The sequence below is a fragment of the Photobacterium obscurum genome (assembly GCF_026191635.1).
In the GTDB taxonomy this organism is placed as follows: Bacteria; Pseudomonadota; Gammaproteobacteria; order Enterobacterales; family Vibrionaceae; genus Photobacterium; species Photobacterium obscurum.
On record NZ_JAKRRW010000002.1, the window covers coordinates 137874 to 159171 of the forward strand.

General features: G+C 47.3%; 22 protein-coding genes and 1 riboswitch. Of the genes, 5 read left to right on the top strand and 17 right to left on the bottom strand.

The features are described from left to right. Positions 1-76 precede the first annotated feature (76 nt). Complete coding sequence (gene punR / locus MD588_RS02880) at positions 77-979, top strand: DNA-binding transcriptional activator PunR (protein ID WP_265695305.1); 903 nt, start codon at positions 77-79, stop codon at positions 977-979. 159 nt (positions 980-1138) lie between these two features. Here the strand turns inward: punR and MD588_RS02885 are convergent, their stop codons facing one another. The 16 genes from MD588_RS02885 to MD588_RS02960 form a co-directional block, all read right to left on the bottom strand. Beyond that, entirely contained in the window at positions 1139-1336 is a 198-nt protein-coding gene (locus MD588_RS02885; protein WP_265695306.1) for a DUF2986 domain-containing protein, read from the bottom strand. A gap of 127 nt (positions 1337-1463) precedes the next feature. Next, positions 1464-2075, bottom strand: a complete 612-nt coding sequence (locus MD588_RS02890; RefSeq protein WP_265695307.1) for a CDP-alcohol phosphatidyltransferase family protein — start codon at positions 2073-2075, stop codon at positions 1464-1466. Then, positions 2069-2737, bottom strand: coding sequence for an ATP-binding cassette domain-containing protein (locus MD588_RS02895; protein WP_265695309.1), 669 nt, complete (start codon positions 2735-2737; stop codon positions 2069-2071). Before MD588_RS02895 ends, MD588_RS02890 begins: the two co-directional genes overlap by 7 nt. Then, on the bottom strand, positions 2703-4439 hold the full coding sequence (locus MD588_RS02900; protein ID WP_265695310.1) for an ABC transporter permease: 1737 nt from the start codon (positions 4437-4439) through the stop codon (positions 2703-2705). The genes MD588_RS02895 and MD588_RS02900 overlap by 35 nt, the downstream gene beginning before the upstream one ends. A gap of 52 nt (positions 4440-4491) precedes the next feature. Beyond that, positions 4492-5673, bottom strand: a complete 1182-nt coding sequence (locus MD588_RS02905; protein ID WP_265695311.1) for an ABC transporter substrate-binding protein — start codon at positions 5671-5673, stop codon at positions 4492-4494. 4 nt (positions 5674-5677) lie between these two features. Beyond that, a complete protein-coding gene (locus MD588_RS02910) occupies positions 5678-7900 on the bottom strand; it encodes an FAD-dependent oxidoreductase (protein ID WP_265695312.1) in 2223 nt (740 codons plus the stop codon). 12 nt (positions 7901-7912) lie between these two features. After that, on the bottom strand, positions 7913-8503 hold the full coding sequence (locus MD588_RS02915; protein WP_265695313.1) for a carboxymuconolactone decarboxylase family protein: 591 nt from the start codon (positions 8501-8503) through the stop codon (positions 7913-7915). Between the two features lie 162 nt (positions 8504-8665). Beyond that, complete coding sequence (locus MD588_RS02920) at positions 8666-9229, bottom strand: hypothetical protein (RefSeq protein WP_265695314.1); 564 nt, start codon at positions 9227-9229, stop codon at positions 8666-8668. Positions 9230-9337: 108 nt separating this feature from the next. Beyond that, on the bottom strand, positions 9338-9925 hold the full coding sequence (locus MD588_RS02925; protein ID WP_265695316.1) for a TfoX/Sxy family DNA transformation protein: 588 nt from the start codon (positions 9923-9925) through the stop codon (positions 9338-9340). A gap of 126 nt (positions 9926-10051) precedes the next feature. Further along, positions 10052-10157: riboswitch (cyclic di-GMP riboswitch) on the bottom strand. Positions 10158-10363: 206 nt separating this feature from the next. After that, positions 10364-11371, bottom strand: a complete 1008-nt coding sequence (gene purR / locus MD588_RS02930) for an HTH-type transcriptional repressor PurR (RefSeq protein WP_265695318.1) — start codon at positions 11369-11371, stop codon at positions 10364-10366. A gap of 426 nt (positions 11372-11797) precedes the next feature. Then, complete coding sequence (locus MD588_RS02935; RefSeq protein WP_265695620.1) at positions 11798-12625, bottom strand: heme ABC transporter ATP-binding protein; 828 nt, start codon at positions 12623-12625, stop codon at positions 11798-11800. After that, entirely contained in the window at positions 12625-13677 is a 1053-nt protein-coding gene (locus MD588_RS02940; protein ID WP_265695320.1) for a FecCD family ABC transporter permease, read from the bottom strand. Before MD588_RS02940 ends, MD588_RS02935 begins: the two co-directional genes overlap by 1 nt. Before the next feature lie 22 nt (positions 13678-13699). Continuing rightward, positions 13700-14536 (bottom strand): heme/hemin ABC transporter substrate-binding protein, encoded by an 837-nt coding sequence (locus MD588_RS02945; protein ID WP_265695321.1) that lies wholly within the window; start codon positions 14534-14536, stop codon positions 13700-13702. Continuing rightward, entirely contained in the window at positions 14533-14955 is a 423-nt protein-coding gene (locus MD588_RS02950) for an ExbD/TolR family protein (protein WP_265695323.1), read from the bottom strand. The genes MD588_RS02945 and MD588_RS02950 overlap by 4 nt, the downstream gene beginning before the upstream one ends. Next, entirely contained in the window at positions 14952-15638 is a 687-nt protein-coding gene (locus tag MD588_RS02955; protein WP_265695324.1) for a MotA/TolQ/ExbB proton channel family protein, read from the bottom strand. The genes MD588_RS02950 and MD588_RS02955 overlap by 4 nt, the downstream gene beginning before the upstream one ends. A gap of 3 nt (positions 15639-15641) precedes the next feature. Beyond that, positions 15642-16403, bottom strand: coding sequence for an energy transducer TonB (locus MD588_RS02960; protein ID WP_265695325.1), 762 nt, complete (start codon positions 16401-16403; stop codon positions 15642-15644). A 471-nt stretch (positions 16404-16874) separates the two neighbouring features. Between MD588_RS02960 and hutW the strand changes: the two genes are divergently transcribed. The 4 genes from hutW to MD588_RS02980 all read left to right on the top strand — a co-directional run bounded on the left by hutW (position 16875) and on the right by MD588_RS02980 (position 20031). Continuing rightward, the gene (hutW, locus tag MD588_RS02965) at positions 16875-18242 is read left to right on the top strand and encodes a heme anaerobic degradation radical SAM methyltransferase ChuW/HutW (RefSeq protein ID WP_265695327.1); all 1368 of its coding nucleotides are present in this window, start codon (positions 16875-16877) and stop codon (positions 18240-18242) included. A 122-nt stretch (positions 18243-18364) separates the two neighbouring features. After that, entirely contained in the window at positions 18365-18892 is a 528-nt protein-coding gene (hutX, locus tag MD588_RS02970; RefSeq protein WP_265695329.1) for a heme utilization cystosolic carrier protein HutX, read from the top strand. Between the two features lie 2 nt (positions 18893-18894). Then, the gene (gene hutZ / locus MD588_RS02975) at positions 18895-19452 is read left to right on the top strand and encodes a heme utilization protein HutZ (protein WP_265695331.1); all 558 of its coding nucleotides are present in this window, start codon (positions 18895-18897) and stop codon (positions 19450-19452) included. Positions 19453-19635: 183 nt separating this feature from the next. Further along, positions 19636-20031, top strand: coding sequence for a hypothetical protein (locus tag MD588_RS02980; RefSeq protein ID WP_265695333.1), 396 nt, complete (start codon positions 19636-19638; stop codon positions 20029-20031). A gap of 129 nt (positions 20032-20160) precedes the next feature. On the opposite strand, the gene MD588_RS02985 is transcribed toward MD588_RS02980, so the two are convergent. Then, entirely contained in the window at positions 20161-21297 is a 1137-nt protein-coding gene (locus tag MD588_RS02985; protein ID WP_265695334.1) for a multidrug effflux MFS transporter, read from the bottom strand. Position 21298: the final 1 nt, after the last annotated feature.

Here is a 21298-nt window from a genome sequence, read left to right on the forward strand (position 1 = left end):
CCTGCAGTTTAATGTTGCTTTCGTTTGCTGTGAAACGGTAATATTTCAACATTGCTTTCAAAATATTTGATTTGATATGTTTTCGTACAACGATTTGCAAGTTATTGATGTTGTTGCAAGACGGGGGAGTTTTTCGGCTGCAGCGGAAGAGTTGCATAAGGTTCCAAGTGCAATCAGTTACACGGTTAGACTTATCGAAGAGCGTCTTGCTGTTGATTTATTTGTTAGGTTGCACCGACAAGTGAAATTGACACCAGCCGGAGAATTCTTCGTAGAAGAAGCCAGAAACCTGATCAAGCAGATGGAGCAGATAAAACTACAAACTCAACGGGTAGCGAACGGCTGGTCGCAAAGTGTCTCGGTTGCGCTGGATACGGTCGTGAGGGAAAGCCGGGTTAATACCCTTGTGCGAGACTTTTACCGTGAGTTTCCCGATGTTGAGCTACACCTGTCGATGGAGGTATTTAACGGGGTGTGGGATGCGCTGGCTGATGGACGTGCCGATCTTGTGATTGGGGCTACTGCTGCGGTGCCGGTAAGTGGATCGTTCGATTACCGTGATATGGGGACACTTTACTGGAAATTTGTTGTGGCTCCTGATCACCCGTTAGCATCGGCCGACTATGAGATAAAACCGGAAGAGCTGATGCAGTACCCGGCTATTTGTATTGAAGATACCTCTCGGGTTCTGCCAAAGCGGGTGACCTGGATGATAGATAATCAGCGTCGGATTATGGTACCTAACTGGTACAGTGCGATTCAGTGCCTGAAGGCTGGGTTAGGTATCTGTGTCGTGCCGGAGCATATGGCGCAACCAAGGATAGACTCAGGTGAGCTGGTTGAAAAAATACTGGCTAACAAACCGGCGGCAAGCCCATGTTGTCTGGCATGGAATAAGGAGAGTCAGAATCCGGCCATCGACTGGTTGCTAGAGTACTTGGGTGACAGCGAGCAATTGCATCGTGAATGGATGCGCTAAAGCGCGTTTAACCGATAGTTTGATGGTTAATAGCAATTGCACTGCGTATGCTTATGAACTTGCTGACAAGATACCCAAACGACTTCAGTTAGTTCGTTTGGGCATAAGTCTACAGGACTATAATGTTCGAGGCTAAAAGCGGGGTCGCCTAAAACACTATTATTCGCTGTCAGAGTCTGGCTGAACTGCCGGTGATTCTTCCTGAGCGGTGGCTTGTTGGTTCTGCTCTGCTTCGGCTTCCATCTTGGCGCGCTCGGCTTTAGAAATATAGCGAGGCTTGTTGCTACGGTGAAGCTTGGCGTTAGTTCTTTTTTTTCTTTTCTTCAGCGCTTCGTTAATTTTTTTCTTACGGTTCATAGTCTCGGGATTCACTCGTGTTAAACGACCGCAGATTGTAACCGTACAGGGAATTATGACAAGTAGAATCGGTAATCTTCATCGCTCATGCAAGAAGCAGTCTGCATGAGCGATGAATGAACAGTGTTTAGTCAGCTTTCAGAGTTTGGTATCCTGCCCAAATTCGGGTACCAGTGGTTACCCAACATAGGCAGCCAAAGATCCACGCGATAGTGGCAAAATGCTGGGGAAGGAGGCAACACAGCACAAAGCAGGCGATAGTTTCCGTTCCTTCTGTTAGCCCGCCGATGTAATACAGGGATTTTTGTTTATAGACCGGGCTTTCGATATTGCGTTTACCTGCCATGATTGCGAAAGAAAGGAAGCTCGAACCAGTACCTATAAATGAAAATATTAAAAAGGCTCCGGCTACGGCATTAGCCTCGGGGTTTGCGAGAACAAAACCGAATGGCACCATGGAATAAAACAGAAAATCTAACGTAATATCTAAAAAACCACCGCAATCAGAAATACCCTGACGTCGTGCAACCGCGCCATCAAGCCCATCAAATACTCGATTCAATAGAATAAAGGCCAATGCCCATTGGTACTCTTGCATCGCAAGTGATGGCAGTGCAAATAGCCCGAGAACAAACCCTGAAACTGTTACCTGGTTGGCAGTGATCCCAACTTTGACGGGTAGAGCAGAAATGACCGTCAAAGGCCAGCGGATCATTTTAATAGCGTAACGATCTAACATGGTGTTCCTTCAGTTGTCTTATTTGTTTCATTTGCCCATGGCCAGCGCAGCACGTGGCCGCCTTGCGGTATATCATCGTCGTCGTGCGTGACCATGAGCGCAGGGATCCCTTTCGATCTGATTTGCTGATAAACAAATTCACGAAACTCACTGCGCAATGCTTTATCGAGCTTGCTAAAAGGTTCATCTAACAACACAGCATGGGGCTCAGATAACAGCATTCGCATTAAGCTGATACGGGCGCGTTGACCGCCAGATATTTCTGACGGCATTTTTTCGGCTAGATTACTTAGCCCGAGCTGGGCAAGTGTCGATAGGGCTTTTTCTTTCCGTGTCCGGCCGGCAATGGCTTTGGGTAATCCAAACGCTAAGTTCTCCCAGATATTTAAGTGCGGGAACAAGAGATCATCTTGAAACAGGAGACCGATCCGGCGCTGATCCGGGGCGAGAGCATTCATACCCAAGCCACCAAGGGTGATTTTTCCTTCAAGGACGAAGACAGGACTAAGGTGTCCGGCAATGGCACTGAGTATTGTTGACTTACCACATCCACTTGGTCCCATCAGTGTGAGGATACTGCCAGCCTCAACCTGAAAGTTGACCGGGTTGAATAGCGGCTGTTCACTATTACTTATAGTGAGGTTTTCCACAGATAACGTCATCCGTGATTTTTCTCCGTTGTTGCTGGGTTGGACGGCTAAAGCGTGAAGAGTAACGGCTTGCGGCAATGGCCATGGTAAAGAAAATGAAAGGGAGAAGCCCCTGCAGCAGGCCATAAACCGCACTAACACGACGATCCTGCCCGCTGGCAAGCGCGACGGCTTCGGTTGTTACGGTAGAAACGCGGCCTGCACCTAACATTTGAGTCGGAAGGTATTGTGCCAGGCTGACACTGGTCCCGACAGCCAATGCCAACCAGATGGCTGGTAGTACCTGAGGGCGTTTGACTCGCCACCATGTTTGCCATCCATTTAAACCGAGGCTACGTGCAGACTGATCAAGACGAATATCATAACTGCGCCATGGACCGTCCAATGCCAAATAGAGGTAGGGGAAGACGAAAAATAGATGGCTCCATGCTACCCAAGTCCAGTAATACTGGCCGGGTACAAAATAAGTCGTAATCTGGATACCGAAAAGCAGTGACAGTTGAGGCAATACCATCGGTATGGCAATGAGCCAGTTAGGCAAGCCTTTCTGGTATTTCTGCCGATACTCTAGACATGCAATGGCCAGGACAAGCGCGCAGAAGCTACTGACCAGCGCCAAACTGATACTGTTGACTGTAAGCTCAATTAGCGAAAAGGATTCTTGCTGCCAAAAACGCAAACTATATCGGCTGGGCAGAAGATCAGGAAAACGCCAGCGCTGGGCAAAAGACCACAGCAGCAGAACAGGAATGACAATCAGCGGAATGATGACAAAAGGGGCATAGCTCGGCACTTTATGTTTCTTCTGTTGAGCAATAGTGTCATCTGTTCTAGCGGCATGACAGGAGGAATTCGGGCCACTGATTTGCCACCGGCGGCAGTGTCTGAGCAGATACCACTCAGCCACGCGTAGGGCGCCTAAGGTGAGTAGAGCCAGGGCCAGAAGCAAGGTCGCACCAACAGCAGCGCGAGGCAGCAGCAAAAGATCTGGTTCGTTAAACCACTGCCAGACAAGTACCGAGAGTGTAGAAGGCCGTGATGGACCGATAATCAAGGCAACGTCTACAACAGAGAGGCCATAGGCAACCACCGCATAGATCGGTAACCGCATCTTGGGCAGCCATTGCGGAAGAATAACCTTCAGCCAGCTCTCATTGTGATTGTAACCAAGCCCTGACGCGACAGCCTGCAACTGAGTGACTTTGATTTGCTGGAGGACAGAAATACTCATTAGCAGCAGAAACGGGGTTTCTTTTATCGCGAGTGCCAACAGAAGACCAATGCCATATTGGTCTTGCACAAGGCTGTACCAGCCTGCGGTATCAAACCCGAGAGAGTTCAATATACGAAAGAACCACCCTGTCGGTGCAAATGTGAAAGAAAAGCCAATAGCGAAAGCAACGTGCGGCATAGCAAGCATCGGAGAAAGGCTATGTTCTATACGCGGCCAGCGGGAAGTATTCCAGTATTGCCTCAAAACCAGAAAGCAGAAAACGATAGCCAAGATGGTACTGCCTATTCCGGTCAGCAACGACAAGCCGATAGACTTAGCAATCCCTGGCCAATGGGCCACGGTCTCAAAAGCCGATATGTCAGGAGTCGAAAGCCCTAACGTTGGAATCCATGAAAATGCAGGGAACAAAATGCCTAAGATCCCAGGCGCTAAAGGCAGCGCACAGAGGAACAGGGCAAGCAGGTACAACAAACGAATCATAAAAAACCTAGTGAACGGGTATCAGCTCGGTAACGGCCGATACCCGAACTATTTAGCTACCGTAGCGTTTCTGCCACTCAAGCTCAATGGCAGTCAGCCAGCTTGGATGGGGCTCTGGAATGGATTTAAACAGTGAAAACCCCTGAGAACCACCACTAGCAAGTGCCTCTCGGCTGAGAACTGAAGGATCCCCCCAAATTGAGGAATTGGCCTTTCTCGCCTGGGCTTCTGGGCTCATTAAGAAGTTGATGGCCACCAAGGCGCCTTCTTTTGCCGAGGCATTCCACGGTACGGCCAGAAAATGGATATTGGACAGCGCACCTTGGTTAAACGCATAAGCTTGAGCGGTTTCAGCTAGATTGCCATGTTCAATGGCAGCATTAGCTGCATTGGGATTGAATGTGATGGCGAGCAGTAACTGCTGGTCGTCAAGCAACTGTATCGTTTCGCTGGTACCGGATGGAAAACGCTTTCCCTGTTGCCAAGCAACGGGATGGAGCTGATCAAGGTAGTGCCATAGTGGAGCGGTGACCTGATCAAACTTTGCCTTCTCAGCTTTAGTATCAAGCGGTTGATATAAGGCTTCCCGGTTATTGGTCAACTCGATTAAAGCGGCTTTCAAAAAGCTACTGCCATGAAATTCCGGCGGTTGCGGGTAGCTGACTTTTCCCGGAAAGGCTTGCGCCAGGCTCAGCAGTTCATTGAAGCTTCGTGGTGGATTATTCAGGGTCTTTTTATCATGGATAAACACTAACTGCCCGACTCCCCAAGGGGCTTCAAGTCCGTTGGTTGGCTCGGTAAAGTCCTTGTCAATTGGAAGCGTTTTATCGACTAGCTTCCAGTTAGGGAGTGTTTCGGTGAACGGACCGTAAAGCAGGCCGCTTTGTTTCATCGAGCGGAAATTCTCGCCGTTGATCCAGACCATATCAACACTTCCCCCGACATTTTTCCCGGCAGTTTTCTCTGCCAGTAATCGCTGGGTAGTTTCGGCAATATCTGCAACTTTGACATGTGTGAGGGTTACACCATATTGGGCCTGTAGCTGACGACTAGCCCAACGAAGGTAGTCATTGATTTCCTGGCTTCCTCCCCAGGCGTTAAAATAGACAGTCTGACCTTGCGCTTTTTCGACGGTTTGCTGCCAGTTAGAGGGGCTTGATGGCTCAGTTGAGGCTTGCGCGATACTGACGCTAGAGACTAGCGACATTGCTAGCCCCAAAAGCATTTTTTTCATGTTATTAAATATCCCTTTCTTCTTTTAGTACGGGCTCGGAAGGTACGACTTCGCTTCCTTCAGTTGTTTTGTTTTCTTTGCGCATCCAGCGATGGTATTTCTCGATCCAAGCCAGAAGACCTTTCGGTGCGTTAGCCTGCTTCCAGACCCCTGCTGTATATTTCACCGCCTCGCTCATTGTCGGGTAAGGATGGACGGTACCAAGTATTTTATTCAAGCCTAAACCATGGCGCATGGCGAGGGTAAATTCCGCCAGTAGCTCACCGGCATTGTTACCGACAACCGTTGCTCCCAAGATTTTGTCTTTACCTTTTGGAGTAATAACTTTAATAAAACCATGATCTTCGCCGTCTGTAATCGCACGGTCAAGGTCATCGATCCCATAAGTGACGACTTCATAGTCAATTCCTTGTGCCTTGGCTTCCTTCTCGTTGATACCGACACGGGCAACTTCCGGCGAGGTGTATGTCGCTGCAGGCAAAACCGAATAATCGGCTTTGAACTTCTTGAACTGGCCGAATAGCCCGTTAACGGCGGCGTACCATGCTTGATGCGCGGCGGCGTGGGTTAATTGGAATGGTCCGGCAACATCGCCTACAGCAAAAATATTTGGATATAGGGTTTGCAAGTATTCATTTACTTCTACTGTACCACGTTCGGTGGTGGTAATGCCGAGCTCTTCAAGACCAAACCCTTGGACGTTAGCGACTCGCCCCAGAGCCAATAAGACAGCATCAAACTCAATGACGACTTGGCTTTCATTGTTGACATCCAGATAGGCTCGCTGGGTGCGACTTCCGTCTTCGTTGGTGACAGACTCAAACCTCATGGCGCGGTGACCTAGTTTAATGTCGACACCATCTTCCAACATATTTTGTTTGACCAGCTCAGAGGCTTCCGCGTCTTCACGAATGAGCAGCTGGTCTGCCATCTCAACTAAGGTTACCTGGCTACCCAAGCGGCAAAAACTTTGGGCAAGCTCACAGCCGATTGGACCACCACCAAGTACCAGCAGGCGCTTAGGCTGTTCGGTTAGCGACCAGATAGAGTCGGAGGTCAGGTAGTTGACGTTATCTAGCCCGGGAATAGTAGGGACAAGTGGATGTGCACCCGTTGCAATGACGATATTGCGGGTGGTAATACGCTTGCCGTTCACTTCGACCTCCCATGGCGACAGGATGCGTGCCTCACCGTCGATGCAGTTTACGCCCAGTTTGGAATAGCGTTCAATTGAGTCATGAGGCTCGATTTTTGCGATGACATTGTGAATTCGTGACATTACCTTTTCGAAGTTTACTTCGGGCTTGCTGGTAGTTATCCCGAACTCGTGAGCCCGCGAGATTTCAGCCATCGTGTGCGCTGCACGGATAATGGCTTTGGAAGGCACACATCCAGTATTCAGGCAGTCGCCCCCCATTTTGTGCCGTTCGATTAATGTCACCTTGGCCTTAACGGCGGCTGCGATGTAAGAGCTCACCAAACCGCCGGCACCAGCGCCAATGACCACCATGTTCTGGTCGAATTGCTCTGGTCGTTGCCAGTTCGCATAGGCTCGACGTCGGTTGACGAGGTTAATGGCCTGCTTGGCAAATAACGGGAAGACGCCGAGTAATGCCAGAGAGACCAGCACCGGCGCGGAGATAATGCCACTCAAGGTCTCAATTTCACCTAATTGCGTACCTGCGTTGATGTATACCATAGTGCCTGCGAGCATGCCTAACTGGCTGACAAGATAAAACATCCGGGTACTAATGGGGGTCAAACCCATTAACAGGTTTACCATAAAGAAGGGGAAAACTGGGATCAGACGTAGAGTAAACAGATAGATGGGGCCGTCTTTCGCTATTCCGGCGTTAATTGGGGCCAGACGATGACCGAATTTGCTTTGTACCCAATCCCTTAGAATGAATCGGCTAAATATGAACGCAAGAGTCGCGCCGATAGTACTGGCGAACGATACGAGCAGCAAGCTCCACCAGAAGCCGAACAGGGCTGCCCCAAGCAGTGTCATAATAGCCGCACCCGGCAGAGAAAGGGCTGTAATGACAATATAGGCGATAAAGTAAACAAAACTGGATACTAATGGTTGCTCCGAAATCGTACCTTGCAGCGCTATCTGCTGTGCTTTGGCTTGCTCCAGGGTGAAATATTGGCCAAGGTCAAAGGCAAACCATAGACCGAGAAGGCTGGCTATTATCCCAAGGAGTAGCAGTTTTTTTCTATCCATGACTTCACCTTTCTACTTGTTGTCTGATGGGGGGGCCGATGAGGTTGATTCATTATCACCGGGTTGGATCGGCAGTGAACAAAAGCCTTGTTTAGGTACGTCAAGTGCGGTGTTAAATTTGGCAGACAGGTTTTGGAAGGCAATCAAAGCCGTTAGTTCAACAATAGCATCATCATCGTACCTGTGTTTCAGCTGCGCAATCATCTCTTCATCAACACGGCGGCCTGTGATGGTGATTGCTTCTACATATTTAAGTACATCACGCTCTTGCTGCTCAAAGAGCTCACTTTGCTGCCAGTGCGCAAGTGCTTTTATTTTTTCTTCAGAACCGCAACGCTCGGCGAGCTTCATGCCGTTGGCATCAACACAAAATGCACAATCGTTCAGCTGAGAAACCCGCACGCAAACGAGCGAGCGGATGATCGGTGTGATAGGGGAAGATTTACGATCAAGGTAGCCGAAGAAGCCAGCTACAAGCCAGAATAAGGTAGGGCGCCGTCCCCAGAGTAATGCCGGGTTTAAGATACTGCCGTAATGACGTTTTTGCAGCCAAAGAAGCGGCTTGATTAGAAAAGAATAATGTTGCTTGGCTGGTATACGCACATGGGCCCCTTAATTTATCTGTCTAGCTGTAACTTTATGCTACCGCGAGTATATCAATTTAGTAGTTGCCATGATCGGATAAATTACTAGATTGGTATGAGACAGAGACCGAATAAGAGGCAAGAAAATTTCAGAAAAATGAAAAAAATTCTTTAAATTCGATTAGTTGACCGATATCTGAACAATTTGGGCTTCTTGTTGCTTGGCCATATTGGGCATATCTTGATTAGTAACCAAGACATAGCCACAAGCGAGTACCGGTACCATAGCAATCACCATGGTCTTGCCAATATGGTAGTTGCGGTACCAGTACTTTTTTGATCGGACTTTTAGAATGAGTCCCCATAAAAGGAGCAGAAGGTTGAAGCCAGTCGTGATGGTCAGCACTTCATGTAAAGCGGCTTGCGGCACAAGTTGATTTTGTACCATGAAAAAGAGAGCTGCTGGCGGAATAAGGCTGACTAAAACCAGTACACGCATAAGCTTTGGCCATTTGCAAAACTTATCTTTGAACATTTGGTCTGCTTGTCCAGGAAAAGGCTTTGAACAGTTCATGGCAACCTCCGGCAAAAATGACAGACCAATTTTACTAATGCACTGAGTGAATAAAAGAATATTGATGCATTTATGAACAGCTTTGTGAGTAGAATCAATATTTGACGGATTCTGACAATAATTTGTCATTAAGGCGACACGAACGTAGCATATCCAAGCAGTTTCATTCATTTGCTCAAATCTAGTCGTGATGGAATGTGCTGTATGCTTGCGCTGATAGGGGCAGTAAATAATATTAAGAAATAAGAGGTGTCATCACCTCCTATTTCTTATCAGTTATTACAACTCAGAAAGAAGTTCTGAACGACGCTGTTGCGTAATGACAGACCAATGCTGACCGCTTACAGCACCTTCAAGCGCCCATAGCAACTCAATACTGACTGAGTCTTGATGGGTTTCTTGTAGTGCTTTGTAGGCATTTATCGCGCCTGCTTCAAAAAGCTCATTCACAGAAGTGATCCCAGCTTTTTTAAGCATCCGTTCATTTGCCAAGCGGAGGTTAGGCAAGTCTTTGATTCGGTTAGGCCCTGAATTACTTTTTGTTTCTTTATCCTGTTTTGCGGCATTAAATGACCGCTTAGCCTGACAAAGAATTTTTTCTGGTTCTCCCCACCATTCCTCGGGAATAGCATAGTGTTTAGTTACGACAGGAAAACCGCGCTTCTTATACACGTATGGTTTAAGGCCGGCTTGTTTAAATTCTGACTCGTTTTCGGCATTCGCACGGAGATGCAACTTATCGTTTACTACCAGAGCAAACATTGTTTCACCTGCAAAAATACCAAAGCCGCCAAACATTGAACGAGACTTCACATTCTCGAAACAATTGAATAATCGTAGTGATTCTTTAAGTACTGGTTTGTCCATGCTTCTTCTCGGTGAAAATATCTTGAGTCACCTAACAACAGAGCGAGGATTTCAGATTAGCAAATTTCACAAAAAAGTTATGTCAGAATACAGTCAAATAATATGACATGACTCATCGCTATATCCATCGGCAACCCCGCTACCATAAGTTGACTTAGTTATTGAAAAACTAAACACTTTTAGGCCGGAAGCTTTGCGTCCCATCCTTTCGAATAGTTTGCCTTGTTCGTGACTTATTAAGCATATCCTAGATAATATTTTTGAACTTGCTCCCACCTTGAAAAGTGTGATCTTGCTTCAATAAAATTGTCTGATTTTTTAGTTCACACCTGCAACCTTATGCCTGAAAAATGATGCAAAATTAATCGCTGTTTCGTGGCAAAAAAAAACCGATAAATGAATTTATCGGTTCCTAAAATTTCTATTTATAGTTACGAGTTAAACGTTTAAATCTTTAACCGATTTACGGACTACCAACTCCGGTGCCATTTCAAAGACACGGCGATCGTGCTCTTTGTCTTTCACTCGCTCCATCAGGATTTCGATGGCCGTTTTGCCCAAACGACGTTTCGGTTGGTGGATCGTTGTCAGCGGTGGAGAGAAATACGGTGCCAAATCGATGTTATCGTAGCCGATGATTGAGATGTCTTCAGGCACGTGTAGACCTGCCTGTTCAAAGGTGCTGATCATTGCCATCGCCATAATATCGTTAAAACAGAAAACTGCCGTAGGGCGATCTTCCATTGCGATAAACTTGTTTGCTGCAATAACGGCTGACTCACACTCGAAATCACCTTCCAGCAACCAATCTTCATTCACCGTTAGCTTGGCTTCATTCATGGCCTTGTAGAAGCCTTTCAGACGCTCGCGGCAGGTTGATTTATCAGGGTGGCCAGACAGGCAGCCAATTTTTTTGTGACCGTGTTCGATAAAGTATTTCGTCGCGACATAACCGCCTAATTCAGCGTTGTCTTGAATCTTATCTGTGTGTGGGCTTTCTGGACCCCAGTCCATGATAACCATTGGCAAATCTTTCTGGCGCTCAAGCAGCTCCAGTAGTTTTTCATCCAAATCTGAACACATGACCAGCAGGCCATCGACACGTTTTTCAGCTAACATCCGCAGGTAGTCACGTTGTTTGCTTAGGTTGCCTTCAGTGTTACATAGAATTAGCGTGTAACCTTCGCCGTAACAATACTCTTCAACACCATGCACCACTTCTGCAAAGAATGGGTTGGTAGATTTTGTTACCAGCATACCGATTGTACGGGTTGTGTTGCATTTTAAGCTTCGTGCTACCGCACTTGGCGCGTAATTAAGTTCTTCAACAGCGGCTAAAACTTTCTTTTGCGTAGCTTCTGCCACAAAGCGGGTTTTGTTGATCACGTGAGAAACTGTTGTGGTTGATACACCAGCCATACGTGCAACATCTTTAATCGTTGCCATACTTATTCTTCTAATAATTTGAGGTCAGAGGTTTCAGTCCAACCATTTATAATCACATAAATACCAAACAGAGAAATAATCTGAACGCCACAGATAATTTTTCTGTTTGGTACTTAGTACAAAAACGCCAAAAAGCCGCTTCACTAATTAGCGGCTTTGTAATATCTCATCTTTCGGAGCGTTGCAGTGTGTAATCGCTTGCGCTCACATTTTACTGAGTGTAGCGCACAGTGCAACGTTTCTGTATCCCAACATGGCAAATATTGATGGATATCAACAAACTTAGTGCAATTATATATAAACGGGGTGCATATATATTGCTGTTTGTGTAATCAAATTTAATTAGTGTGAAATAAAATGCCTCTGCACGTTGGCAGAGGCATGGTGGGGCTGGCCCTAAAAGCACTCGATTGGAAGGTGAGTGTCTTAAATTGCTGCCATAAGGTTTTTTTCCGGTGAGGCAGGTATTACCACCGGATAATCATCTGCGGGGTGGCTACTAATGTAAACAGGCCAACCGTATACACTGTTAATTGTATTGCTCTGTAATGCATCCCACGGTGTTCCATCAGCCTGAATCTTGCCATGATTGATGATCACCAGCCGATCAGCATACTGGGCGGCGAGGTTTAGGTCATGGATCACGACAATGACGGCAGCACCCGCGTGGGCCAATGCCTGGGCCACCTGCAAGGTTTTATGCTGGTGTGCGAGATCGAGTGCCGATGTCGGTTCGTCGAGCATAAGAACACACTGCTGACCGGCTTGGCTTAACTGGGTAAGCACCCGGGCAAAATGTACTCGTTGTTTTTCGCCTCCTGACAGCGTCGGATACAGCCGAGTACTTAGGTGTGCCACATCAACAAGTTTCATCTTCTCACTGGCGAGAGCAGAAGTCTGTGCGTTGGGGATCTTTAACGGCAAGCTGCCTAGTTCCACAACTTCCTGGACAGTAAAGGCAAAGCTAAGGCTGCTGTGTTGAGGGAGGACTCCAAGGTGTTTAGCCAGCACGGCGGGCTCCCATGCGCTACGTCGCTTGCCAAAAATGCAGACTTCACCTTCAGCAGCGGTCTCGCCACACATGACTTTCAGTAGCGTACTTTTACCAGCGCCGTTGGGGCCGAGTAGCGCCGTTAATTCACCGCTATGAACTGTAAGATCAAAGTTATCCAGTAGTTTTTTTCCACAAAGAGATAAATTTAGTCCTTTGACCTCGATCGCGACGTTTTTCTCGGAATTTGCCGGTGTTGCCATCATGACAACCTTCCTTTTTGTTTGATCAGTAGGAAAATAAAGAAAGGCGCCCCTAATATTGCGGTGATAATACCGACCGGTAACTCTGCAGGAGCTGCCACAATACGTGCCAGCATATCAGCGACAAGCAGAATCAGTGCGCCTAGAAGTGCCGATAAAGGGAGTAGGGTTTTGTGATTCGGTCCTGTAAGCATCCTTCCTAGGTGCGGAATGATTAAACCGATAAAACCGATGACACCAGTCAGCGAGACTGATACGCCAACCCCTGCGGCACAGAGTAAAATCAGGATTCGCTTCAGACGTTGTACATTGACTCCCATGTGGCTTGCTTCTGCCTCTCCTAACAGGAAGGCATTCAAGGCATTGGCATTACGGTCAAACAAGAACAGCAGCAGGCCGAGGGTGCTGAAGGCAAGTGTGATACCTGGCCAAGTCGCACCAGCCAATGACCCCATGGTCCATAGAGACAAATCGCGCAATGCCTGATCATCGGCGTAATAGTTCATCAAGCCGAGCGCAGCGCCAGACAAGGCGCCGATTGCGACACCAGCAAGTAGCATAATGGTGACGGAGGTGCCGCTTTTATCCGTTCCCAGGCGGTATACCAGATAAGTACTGACGGTGCCGCCGAGGAAGGCAAACACAGGAACAGTTCCTAATGTAAGCAACAGGGGATATGAAGCTGCAAGCGGAGCAAAAATAACAATCGCTAGTGCCGCGCCTAAACTGGCCCCCCCTGATACCCCAATGATGCCAGGATCGGCCAGTGGGTTGCGGAACAGCCCCTGCATGACGGCACCACAAAGGGCGAGAATTGCCCCTACAGCGATACAAAGCAGGGTACGAGGCAGGCGGATTTGGTGAATAACAATTTGGATATGAGCCGGTAGTTCAGACTGCCACGGAGTAAGGGCCAGAAAACTGTCTGCGAAGCTGATTGACATGGGGCCTACCACCACTGAAGAAGTAATAGTTACTCCAAGCAGGATCAATCCCAAAGGAAACACGATACTGGCAGGCATTCGTTGACGCTGCATAATTCTTGATTGCATAGGAAGCCTTTCTTACTCAGACTCAGTTTGCGTAGAACACGTTATTTAGGCGTTCGGCTTCACTCAGGCTTTTCAGACCAAGACCGCCAATAAGTGCCGTGCCGTCGATAGTTGCAATTGCTTTGTTTTGCCCAGCCGGTGTTGCTGCCAGTTGGGGCATCTTTTCAAGCAATTTGTCGGTGCTGCCGAGCGAATGTAAAGTACGAGAACTAATAAGAATGATGTCTGGCTGCATCTCGATCATGGCTTCGGTGGATATCGGTTTGTAGGCAGTTACCGCACTGGCTGCAGGGTTGATAGCGCCAGCTAGCTGGATGACGGTATCTGCCGTGGTATTGCGCCCGGCAACATTGGCCGGCCGACCATCATGAATCATCAAAAACAGCACTTTCTTGGCTTTTGTCTGATTAGCAAGAGCGGCGCTGATGGTTTCAACTTGTTGTTTTACTTTGGTTTGCAGTTGAGCTGCCTTGTCTTCTTTCCCGGTTAGCGTACCAATTTCTTCAATACGGGTAAGCAAATCGTTTACCGCTTCACCTGAGTTCAGGATATTAATGTCAACACCTGCCTGCTTTATCAGATCCAGTGTTGATTGAGGACCCATTTCGTTGGAGCCTAAAATGCGGCTTGGGTTGAGGGCAATTAAGCTTTCCGCTGACAACTGGCGGTGGTAGCCGAGTGTCGGAATAGATTCATCTATCATCGATTTACTGGTAGCGTCGACAGCGACTAACTGTTTTTCAGCATCGAGTGCGTAGATTATTTCTGTAATCGCAGCACCGGCACTGATGATGCGTTCGTTAGCCCAGGCGGAACTAGTCGAAATAAGTAATGCGGTAGCCAGAGCAATACGCTTCATGATTTGTCCTCTTCCATTAATAATTGTGTTGCTTTTATTTCGTGTTGCTGGAGAAATGCGAGTAGTTTGAGCATGTTTTCAACTGAACCGGCTTTGTCTGCGCCAATGACTACGGGTTTATCTGGCCCAGCTTTAACTTCTTTGAGCAGTGCTTGCTTGAGCTCGTCCCAGCTTTCGATAGGGTTACCCTGAAGAGCCCAGTATGGTGGTTCAGCGGTGAGGTTGACCGTAATAGGATCCGCCTCGGTTGTCTGTAATGTTTTGGTTTCCGTCTGAGGCAGTTCCACCTCAAGTGACTGCAACTTCACGCTGGCTGTCAGCAACAGAAATACCATCACGATGAAGATGATATCCAGCAGTGGGGTCAGATCGGGTTTAAGATCATCCCCACTATTGAAGTCGTCTGTTACTCGGATCATTGCGTGACCTCGCTGACGTTAACAGGCGGTACAGTTTTAGGTTGGCAGTTAGGGTCGAGGCTTAGCCCTTCAAGCCATAGGTTGCAGTGATTCAGGGTGTGCTCGAGTTTGGAGGTTACCTTGTCGGCCCATAGACCAAGTAATTGCGCCCCGGTAATGGCGGGAAGCGCGATAATCAGGCCGGCAGCCGTGGTACGCATAGCTAAACCCAGCCCGTCGGCAAGATCGTTTGGTGTTACAGAGCCCGTTGTTGCCGCGATACCTTTGAACATCTCAATCAAACCTAACACTGTGCCCAGTAGCCCAAGTAATGGGCTAATCACACCAATCAGCGTTAGTAGACGAAGCCCAGAACGAAGCTGGGTCCGTTTCTGTTGGAGCCAAATACCGGCGGCGTCCTCGCGTAGCGGTTTGTTGAAGTGACGGTGGGAGATCAGCATTGCCACCCCTTTGTAAAGCAAAGGTCGCTGCTGTTTAAGTTCAGTTGCGAGCTGATCAAGCACCTCTTCACTATCACGGTTTTGCCTGGCCAGCAATGCATTGATTTTGCCTCGACCAACGCCGGTACAGAGCAGAACTTGTATGCTTCTCTCTAACAAAATCATGATGGTGAGTGCCGAGCAGATGAGAAGAGGCCAAGCCATGAGGCCAAATTGATTTTGTAGGTTATTAATAGTGTCCATTATTTAATCCAACTCAAAACGAACAGGGATCTGTACGCGATGGGCAATGGCTTGCCCATCGATAATATGTGAAGAAAAGTGCCAGCGTTTGATGGCCTCAAGTGCTGCCTTGTCGAGTACCTGGGCGCCTGAAGATTTCACCAGCGTGTGCTTAATTTGTTTGCCATTCGGATCGAGCCAAACTTCGACCATCACTTGACCTTCGATCCCGCGCCGTTTAGCCAGTCTCGGGTACTTAACCGGACTCGGGCTGGTTGAAAAAGTTGGCTGGGTAACAAGCTTGGGTGAGCTGTTTACCCCCGAAGCTGCCTGTGCTTTTACTTCCGGTTGGTTTTCAACAACCGGTTTAGCGTTCGCAGGCTTAGTTTCTTTTTTGGCCACTTTTTTTTCTGGTTGCGGTTTCGTTACCGTTTTGGCGGTTTTTTCCTCGGGTTTCTTGGGCGGTTCTTTCTTTGTTTTGGTTATGGTTTTCTCTATCGGTTTATCTTGAGTGACTTCCGGTTTTTTCTTTTTAACCAGTTTCTTTACCGCTGTTTGTTTTTCAATTGACTTGGGTTTGGCGACAGGTATGGTTTCCTGAACCACTTGGGTTTCAGCGACAGGCTGTGGGGTTGGCTTGGGAGCCGAGACGAGATTCAACGATACCCTGGTGGATTCGGTACCGACAGGCATAGCCATCACCATTGTATTGGGAACCGCTGAGAGTACAACACTATGTATGATTATTGATGCTGTGCCAGCAATTACGTATCGTTTCGTGTTCACTTTTGTCACCTAGCCTATGTCGCTTATTACGTTGCCAGTTAAAAAGCATTTTTGAATGAAGCTAAATAATGCTTTTAACTAACTGAATTAACGATAAAAAAGGTATTGAGTGACTTATCAAAAATCACTCCAGTCTGAGATTGGTTCTCATTATCCATGAAATGCGAATAATATCAATTATCATTTGCAATATCTTCTTTGTATGGATATATTGCACCCAAATAGGAGTTATTATCATTTGGTGGCAAGTTTTTGCTTGTTCGAAGCGGATGCCAACACGCTTTGGATATCAGGTGGTAGTCGCTCAATAAAAGAAAGTACATACCCAAGTCGCCAGGGTATAAGTCAGCGGCGATACATGTTGCTCAACCTGGAATCAATGCGGTTGTAATACCTGATTTGATGATTGATTGGATAGCCGGTAAAGATACCTGTTGAGGAGGAGTTGACGTCCGTTAGCTCGTATTACCTATGAATAGAGAACAACAAATCAACCCTGATAACCTGGGTTATGACGTGACGGGGAAAAATACCCCAGATCCATTGCGTTTTGCCTTCCAGAACAAACGTTCGGCGCATGCTGGCGGAATGAGTGCCATGGTTTCAGAAGAAGAGCGCCAGTTGCAGGCTCTGGCGGCGCTTTGTGTAAAACCCGAATCACCTCAAAAGCGCTGTCTGTATGTCCATGTTCCTTTCTGTCGGGTGCGGTGTACGTATTGTAATTTCTTTCAGTATGCATCTAGTCAGTCTCTGATTGATGCTTACTTTGAAGCATTGATGAGCGAATTGGTGTTTAAGGCACAAATGCCGTGGACTCAAACGGCTCCATTTCATGCGGTATATATTGGTGGCGGTACGCCTACTGACTTGACGCCGGAGCAGATCACTCGGCTAGGCCAGATGATTCGTCAGCACTTTCCGTTGACAACAGACTGCGAGCTGACGCTTGAAGGGCGGATTAATCGCTTTGATGATCGTATGTTTGACGCTGCGTTGGAGGGGGGCTTTAATCGCTTTTCTTTTGGCGTGCAGAGTTTTGATACCAAAGTGCGCAGAAAAGCCAAGCGATTGGATGACCGAGAGCCTGTCCTGAAGCGTATTCAATCCTTGAGTGCAACGAATGCGGCGCCAATCGTGATTGATTTACTGTTTGGGCTTCCTTATCAAGACCTTGAGATCTGGCATCAAGATTTGAATGATTTTTTAGAAAGCGGTGCCCATGGCGTTGACTTATATCAGCTCATTGAGATGGGGGGCACCCCGATGAAAGGAATGATTGACCAGGGCCGCCTGCCTGAGCCTGCGGATACTCCGATGAAAGCGACCATGTTTGAGACTGGCGTTAATTTTATGGCTGAGCATCATTTAAGGCGCCTAAGTGTGAATCATTGGGCACGAGATAACAGAGAACGCAGCATATATAACAGCCTGGCTAAAACGTCGGCTGAAGTGCTGCCTTTGGGGGCAGGAGCGGGTGGTAATGTCGGTGGATTTGGTTTCATGCAGCACCGTAATTTAGATACCTATATTGATGCTGTAAATGCAGGAGATATCCCGCTGGCGATGATGACCCGCTCGTCCCCCCAAGCTGCCTTGCACTCTGAAATAAAGGCAAGTTTTGACCGTGGTTTTCTGTCAGCCAAAGATTTTATTTCCAAGTTTGAGCGAGATGTCTTTCATTACTGCCGTCCTTTGTTTGAAGTTTGGCAACGAAACGGATTAGTAAATGTAAACGGTGAATATTTGTCATTGACCCTGGCTGGTGAATTCTGGTCCGTTTCTCTGGCACAGGCCATGATCGAAGTATTGCAGAAAGGGCAGCAGTCGAAAGCCGCCTAGAATTGAACTATAGCTTTAACAACACTCAGAACTGTTTTGAATAGTTCTGGAAACTAAATAAAAAAACGCCGTTATTAAGATCAAAACGAAAATCAGCAGACGGTACTATCTGGGGAGTAATTGTGTTCGAGAAAATTTCATTTGATGCACTGAAGTCACAAGTTGCAGAGCAGCTTGCCGCCGATCCTAAACTCCACGCCATGGCTATTGCCGAAGAACTTGGCGTAACCGAAGGTGAGGTTGTGATGGCCTATCCGGAAGAGCTGGTTGTCACTGTAGCAGGCGAAAAAGCAAAACAAATTCTCGAAGATCTTCCATCATGGGGGCCGGTGACAACCATCGTGCATTCCATGGGCTCAATTTTTGAGGTGAAAGCGCCTTTTCCCAAAGGGAAAGAGGCACGGGGTTATTATAACCTGATGGGAAAAGCCGGGGAGCTGCATGGCCACCTACGCCTGGATTTGGTGACTGACATTGCTCTTGTCAGCAAACCATTTATGGGACAGGAAAGTTACTTCATTGGCTTCTTTGCTCAAGATGGCCAGTGTGTATTTAAAGTCTATCTAGGTCGTGACAAACAGCGTCAGCTATTCCCTGAACAAATCGAAAAATTCAAACAATTAAAACAACAAAATCTCGGAGAAAAGTAACAATGAATCAAGTAAAGCAAGAACGCCTTCAAAACCGGCTTGGCCCGGAGATTAAAGAGTTTCGCGAAGCATGCCTGACTCTGCAATTGGCTACGGTTGATGCTGATGGTAAGCCAAATGTAAGCTACGCGCCGTTTGCTTTGCTGGATGATGGCTATTATGTACTGATTAGCCAAATTGCCAAGCATGCGCGTAATCTACTAGAAAACCCTCAAGTCTCTTTGATGATGATTGAAGACGAGGGTACGTCGAAAACAATTTATGCTCGTAAGCGCCTGACGTTTGAAGCAAATGTAGTTGTCGTTGAGCGCAATACCGAGCGCTGGCTAGAAGCGGTCGCAGGCTTGAAAGCGCGCTTTGGCGAGATTGTCGATGGGCTGAGAGGCCTTGAGGACTTTACTTTGTTCCGGTTGGAGCCAACGCAGGGCCTGTTCGTTAAAGGTTTCGGGCAGGCTTTTCAGGTGGGAAGTGATGATCTAGTTGATTTTGTACACTTGCAGGAAGGCCATAAGCGCATTAAGGATGGAAGCGAAGTAACAGAACCGACTGAAGAGCTGTAATCTTTACCTGAAATCTCACCAACGGCCTGAGTATTATGCTTGGGCCTTTGTTCGTTTAGGTCGTTATAACGGACTCTAGCGGAATCGCTTGATCCGGATCATCGTAACAATCACACCCGCTTGAAGTGGCTAAATTTCGTGTGATAATTATCATATTAATGACGATGATATCAGGTCAAATTTATGTCCAGTGATAATAAAAGTGGTGTTCGTTTTGCTTACATTGCAAGCTTTCTGACGCCTTTAACCTTAATGCTTTCAGGTATTGTTGCGGTAATATATGCCGCTTACAAGCTGAACAAAGGTACCGATGAGCTGACTTACAGCCATTACTACACCATCATTCGCACTTTCTTTTTGTTTTTTACTTTCTTTGTGGTGCTTGGTGTAACTGCGGCGACAATGACCGGCATGGTTGCCGGTGCGGAATATTGGGTTCACAGTCCGTTTTTGGATAAGTTACTTAGTGCAATTCCGGTTGTTGGCCTAATCATTGCTGCGTTGGCTATCGTGAAATGGTTTGTTAAGCATATCCAGGGCCTGAAACTGCTTAGCCAGAATAAACCTATTGCACTTTAAGCGGTATTATTATGATTCAAGATGGTTCTTCTGCATCATGAAGTAGTATGGGATAACAATAAAAGCCGAAACGAATAATTCGTTTCGGCTTTTTTATATATCGAGGACTAGTATCTTTTTGACAAGTTACTAGATTGTACGACGAAAATTCACCAGCAAGACTGTGGCTACCGCTATCACTCCAGCGGCAATGAGTACAATCCCCAAGTTGTGAATCATTCCGGCAATACCCAGTAATGCGCCCAGCATTAAATAGTACATTAGGCCAAAGGTGGCCCCTGCTGTACCAGCGCTAGCTTTATAGCTAGCTAGTGCACTACCCAAAATATTAGGAATAGCGATACCAAAACAAACTACGACAACCATCATCGGTAGCAGAAACAGTAAGCTATGCTGTGTCAGGTAGACACCTATCGCGGCAACCAGCGCCAGGATACTTGCAGCGTTAACCAGTGTCTGGGCTTCTAGCTTTTTCTGCAGCAGACGCTTGTTGGCAATGCTGCCAAGAAGAGAGCCTAGCGCAAGAGCAAAGCCACTGTAGCCAAAATGTTCTGAGTTCAATCCCATGTCGGAAAAGATGAACGGTGCCAGTGAGTAATAGCTAAATAACATCAGGTTAAACAATGCAACTAGAATCGCATTTTTCCAGATCTGGCTGTCCCGTAGCATTGTTGCCAGCAACGTTGTAAGAGGAACAGCATTGACTGAGTCCGGTCGTGTCTCGGGCAAACGAAGTATTGTTGCAGTCACCAGTACAATGGCTAGAACCATCAGTGCCATAAATATACCGTAGTGTCCGCTTTGTTCGGCTAGAAAACCGCCACTTAACAGCCCTAGCACTGGGCTGACAGAAATCCCCATTCCCATAATCGAGAACACTTTACCCAGCTCAGGACCTTCATAACTGTCACGCAGCATGGTTTGGGTAACCACAGAGCCAACAGCTGCCCCGAAGGCTGTCAGAATTCTTGCAATCATAATCATAGAGAAACTGGTTGCGAGTATCGCAAGAGCTGCGCCAACACCGTATAGGCAAAGACCAGCCAGCATGCTGAATCGGCGGCCGAGGATATCTGCCATACGCCCCCAAAACACAACACCTATAGCAAAGGCCGTGAAATAGACTGACAGGGTTTGGGTTGCGGTTTCTACGCTCACTGAAAACTGATGGGCGATGTGTGGCAATACTGGGCTGTATATGGTTTCTACAATTTGTGGAAACATCATTAGAACAATTATTAGCCATAGTTGAGGTTTTTTAGCCATT

Bases quoted from the DNA above. Each gene is read 5' to 3' on its own strand.
- punR (WP_265695305.1), top strand. From the start codon at position 77: ATGTTTTCGTACAACGATTTGCAAGTTATTGATGTTGTTGCAAGACGG.
- MD588_RS02885 (WP_265695306.1), bottom strand. From the start codon at position 1,336: ATGAACCGTAAGAAAAAAATTAACGAAGCGCTGAAGAAAAGAAAAAAA.
- MD588_RS02890 (WP_265695307.1), bottom strand. From the start codon at position 2,075: ATGTTAGATCGTTACGCTATTAAAATGATCCGCTGGCCTTTGACGGTC.
- MD588_RS02895 (WP_265695309.1), bottom strand. From the start codon at position 2,737: ATGACGTTATCTGTGGAAAACCTCACTATAAGTAATAGTGAACAGCCG.
- MD588_RS02900 (WP_265695310.1), bottom strand. From the start codon at position 4,439: ATGATTCGTTTGTTGTACCTGCTTGCCCTGTTCCTCTGTGCGCTGCCT.
- MD588_RS02905 (WP_265695311.1), bottom strand. From the start codon at position 5,673: ATGAAAAAAATGCTTTTGGGGCTAGCAATGTCGCTAGTCTCTAGCGTC.
- MD588_RS02910 (WP_265695312.1), bottom strand. From the start codon at position 7,900: ATGGATAGAAAAAAACTGCTACTCCTTGGGATAATAGCCAGCCTTCTC.
- MD588_RS02920 (WP_265695314.1), bottom strand. From the start codon at position 9,229: ATGAATGAAACTGCTTGGATATGCTACGTTCGTGTCGCCTTAATGACA.
- MD588_RS02925 (WP_265695316.1), bottom strand. From the start codon at position 9,925: ATGGACAAACCAGTACTTAAAGAATCACTACGATTATTCAATTGTTTC.
- purR (WP_265695318.1), bottom strand. From the start codon at position 11,371: ATGGCAACGATTAAAGATGTTGCACGTATGGCTGGTGTATCAACCACA.
- MD588_RS02935 (WP_265695620.1), bottom strand. From the start codon at position 12,625: ATGGCAACACCGGCAAATTCCGAGAAAAACGTCGCGATCGAGGTCAAA.
- MD588_RS02940 (WP_265695320.1), bottom strand. From the start codon at position 13,677: ATGCAATCAAGAATTATGCAGCGTCAACGAATGCCTGCCAGTATCGTG.
- MD588_RS02945 (WP_265695321.1), bottom strand. From the start codon at position 14,536: ATGAAGCGTATTGCTCTGGCTACCGCATTACTTATTTCGACTAGTTCC.
- MD588_RS02950 (WP_265695323.1), bottom strand. From the start codon at position 14,955: ATGATCCGAGTAACAGACGACTTCAATAGTGGGGATGATCTTAAACCC.
- MD588_RS02955 (WP_265695324.1), bottom strand. From the start codon at position 15,638: ATGGACACTATTAATAACCTACAAAATCAATTTGGCCTCATGGCTTGG.
- hutW (WP_265695327.1), top strand. From the start codon at position 16,875: ATGAATAGAGAACAACAAATCAACCCTGATAACCTGGGTTATGACGTG.
- hutZ (WP_265695331.1), top strand. From the start codon at position 18,895: ATGAATCAAGTAAAGCAAGAACGCCTTCAAAACCGGCTTGGCCCGGAG.
- MD588_RS02980 (WP_265695333.1), top strand. From the start codon at position 19,636: ATGTCCAGTGATAATAAAAGTGGTGTTCGTTTTGCTTACATTGCAAGC.
- MD588_RS02985 (WP_265695334.1), bottom strand. From the start codon at position 21,297: ATGGCTAAAAAACCTCAACTATGGCTAATAATTGTTCTAATGATGTTT.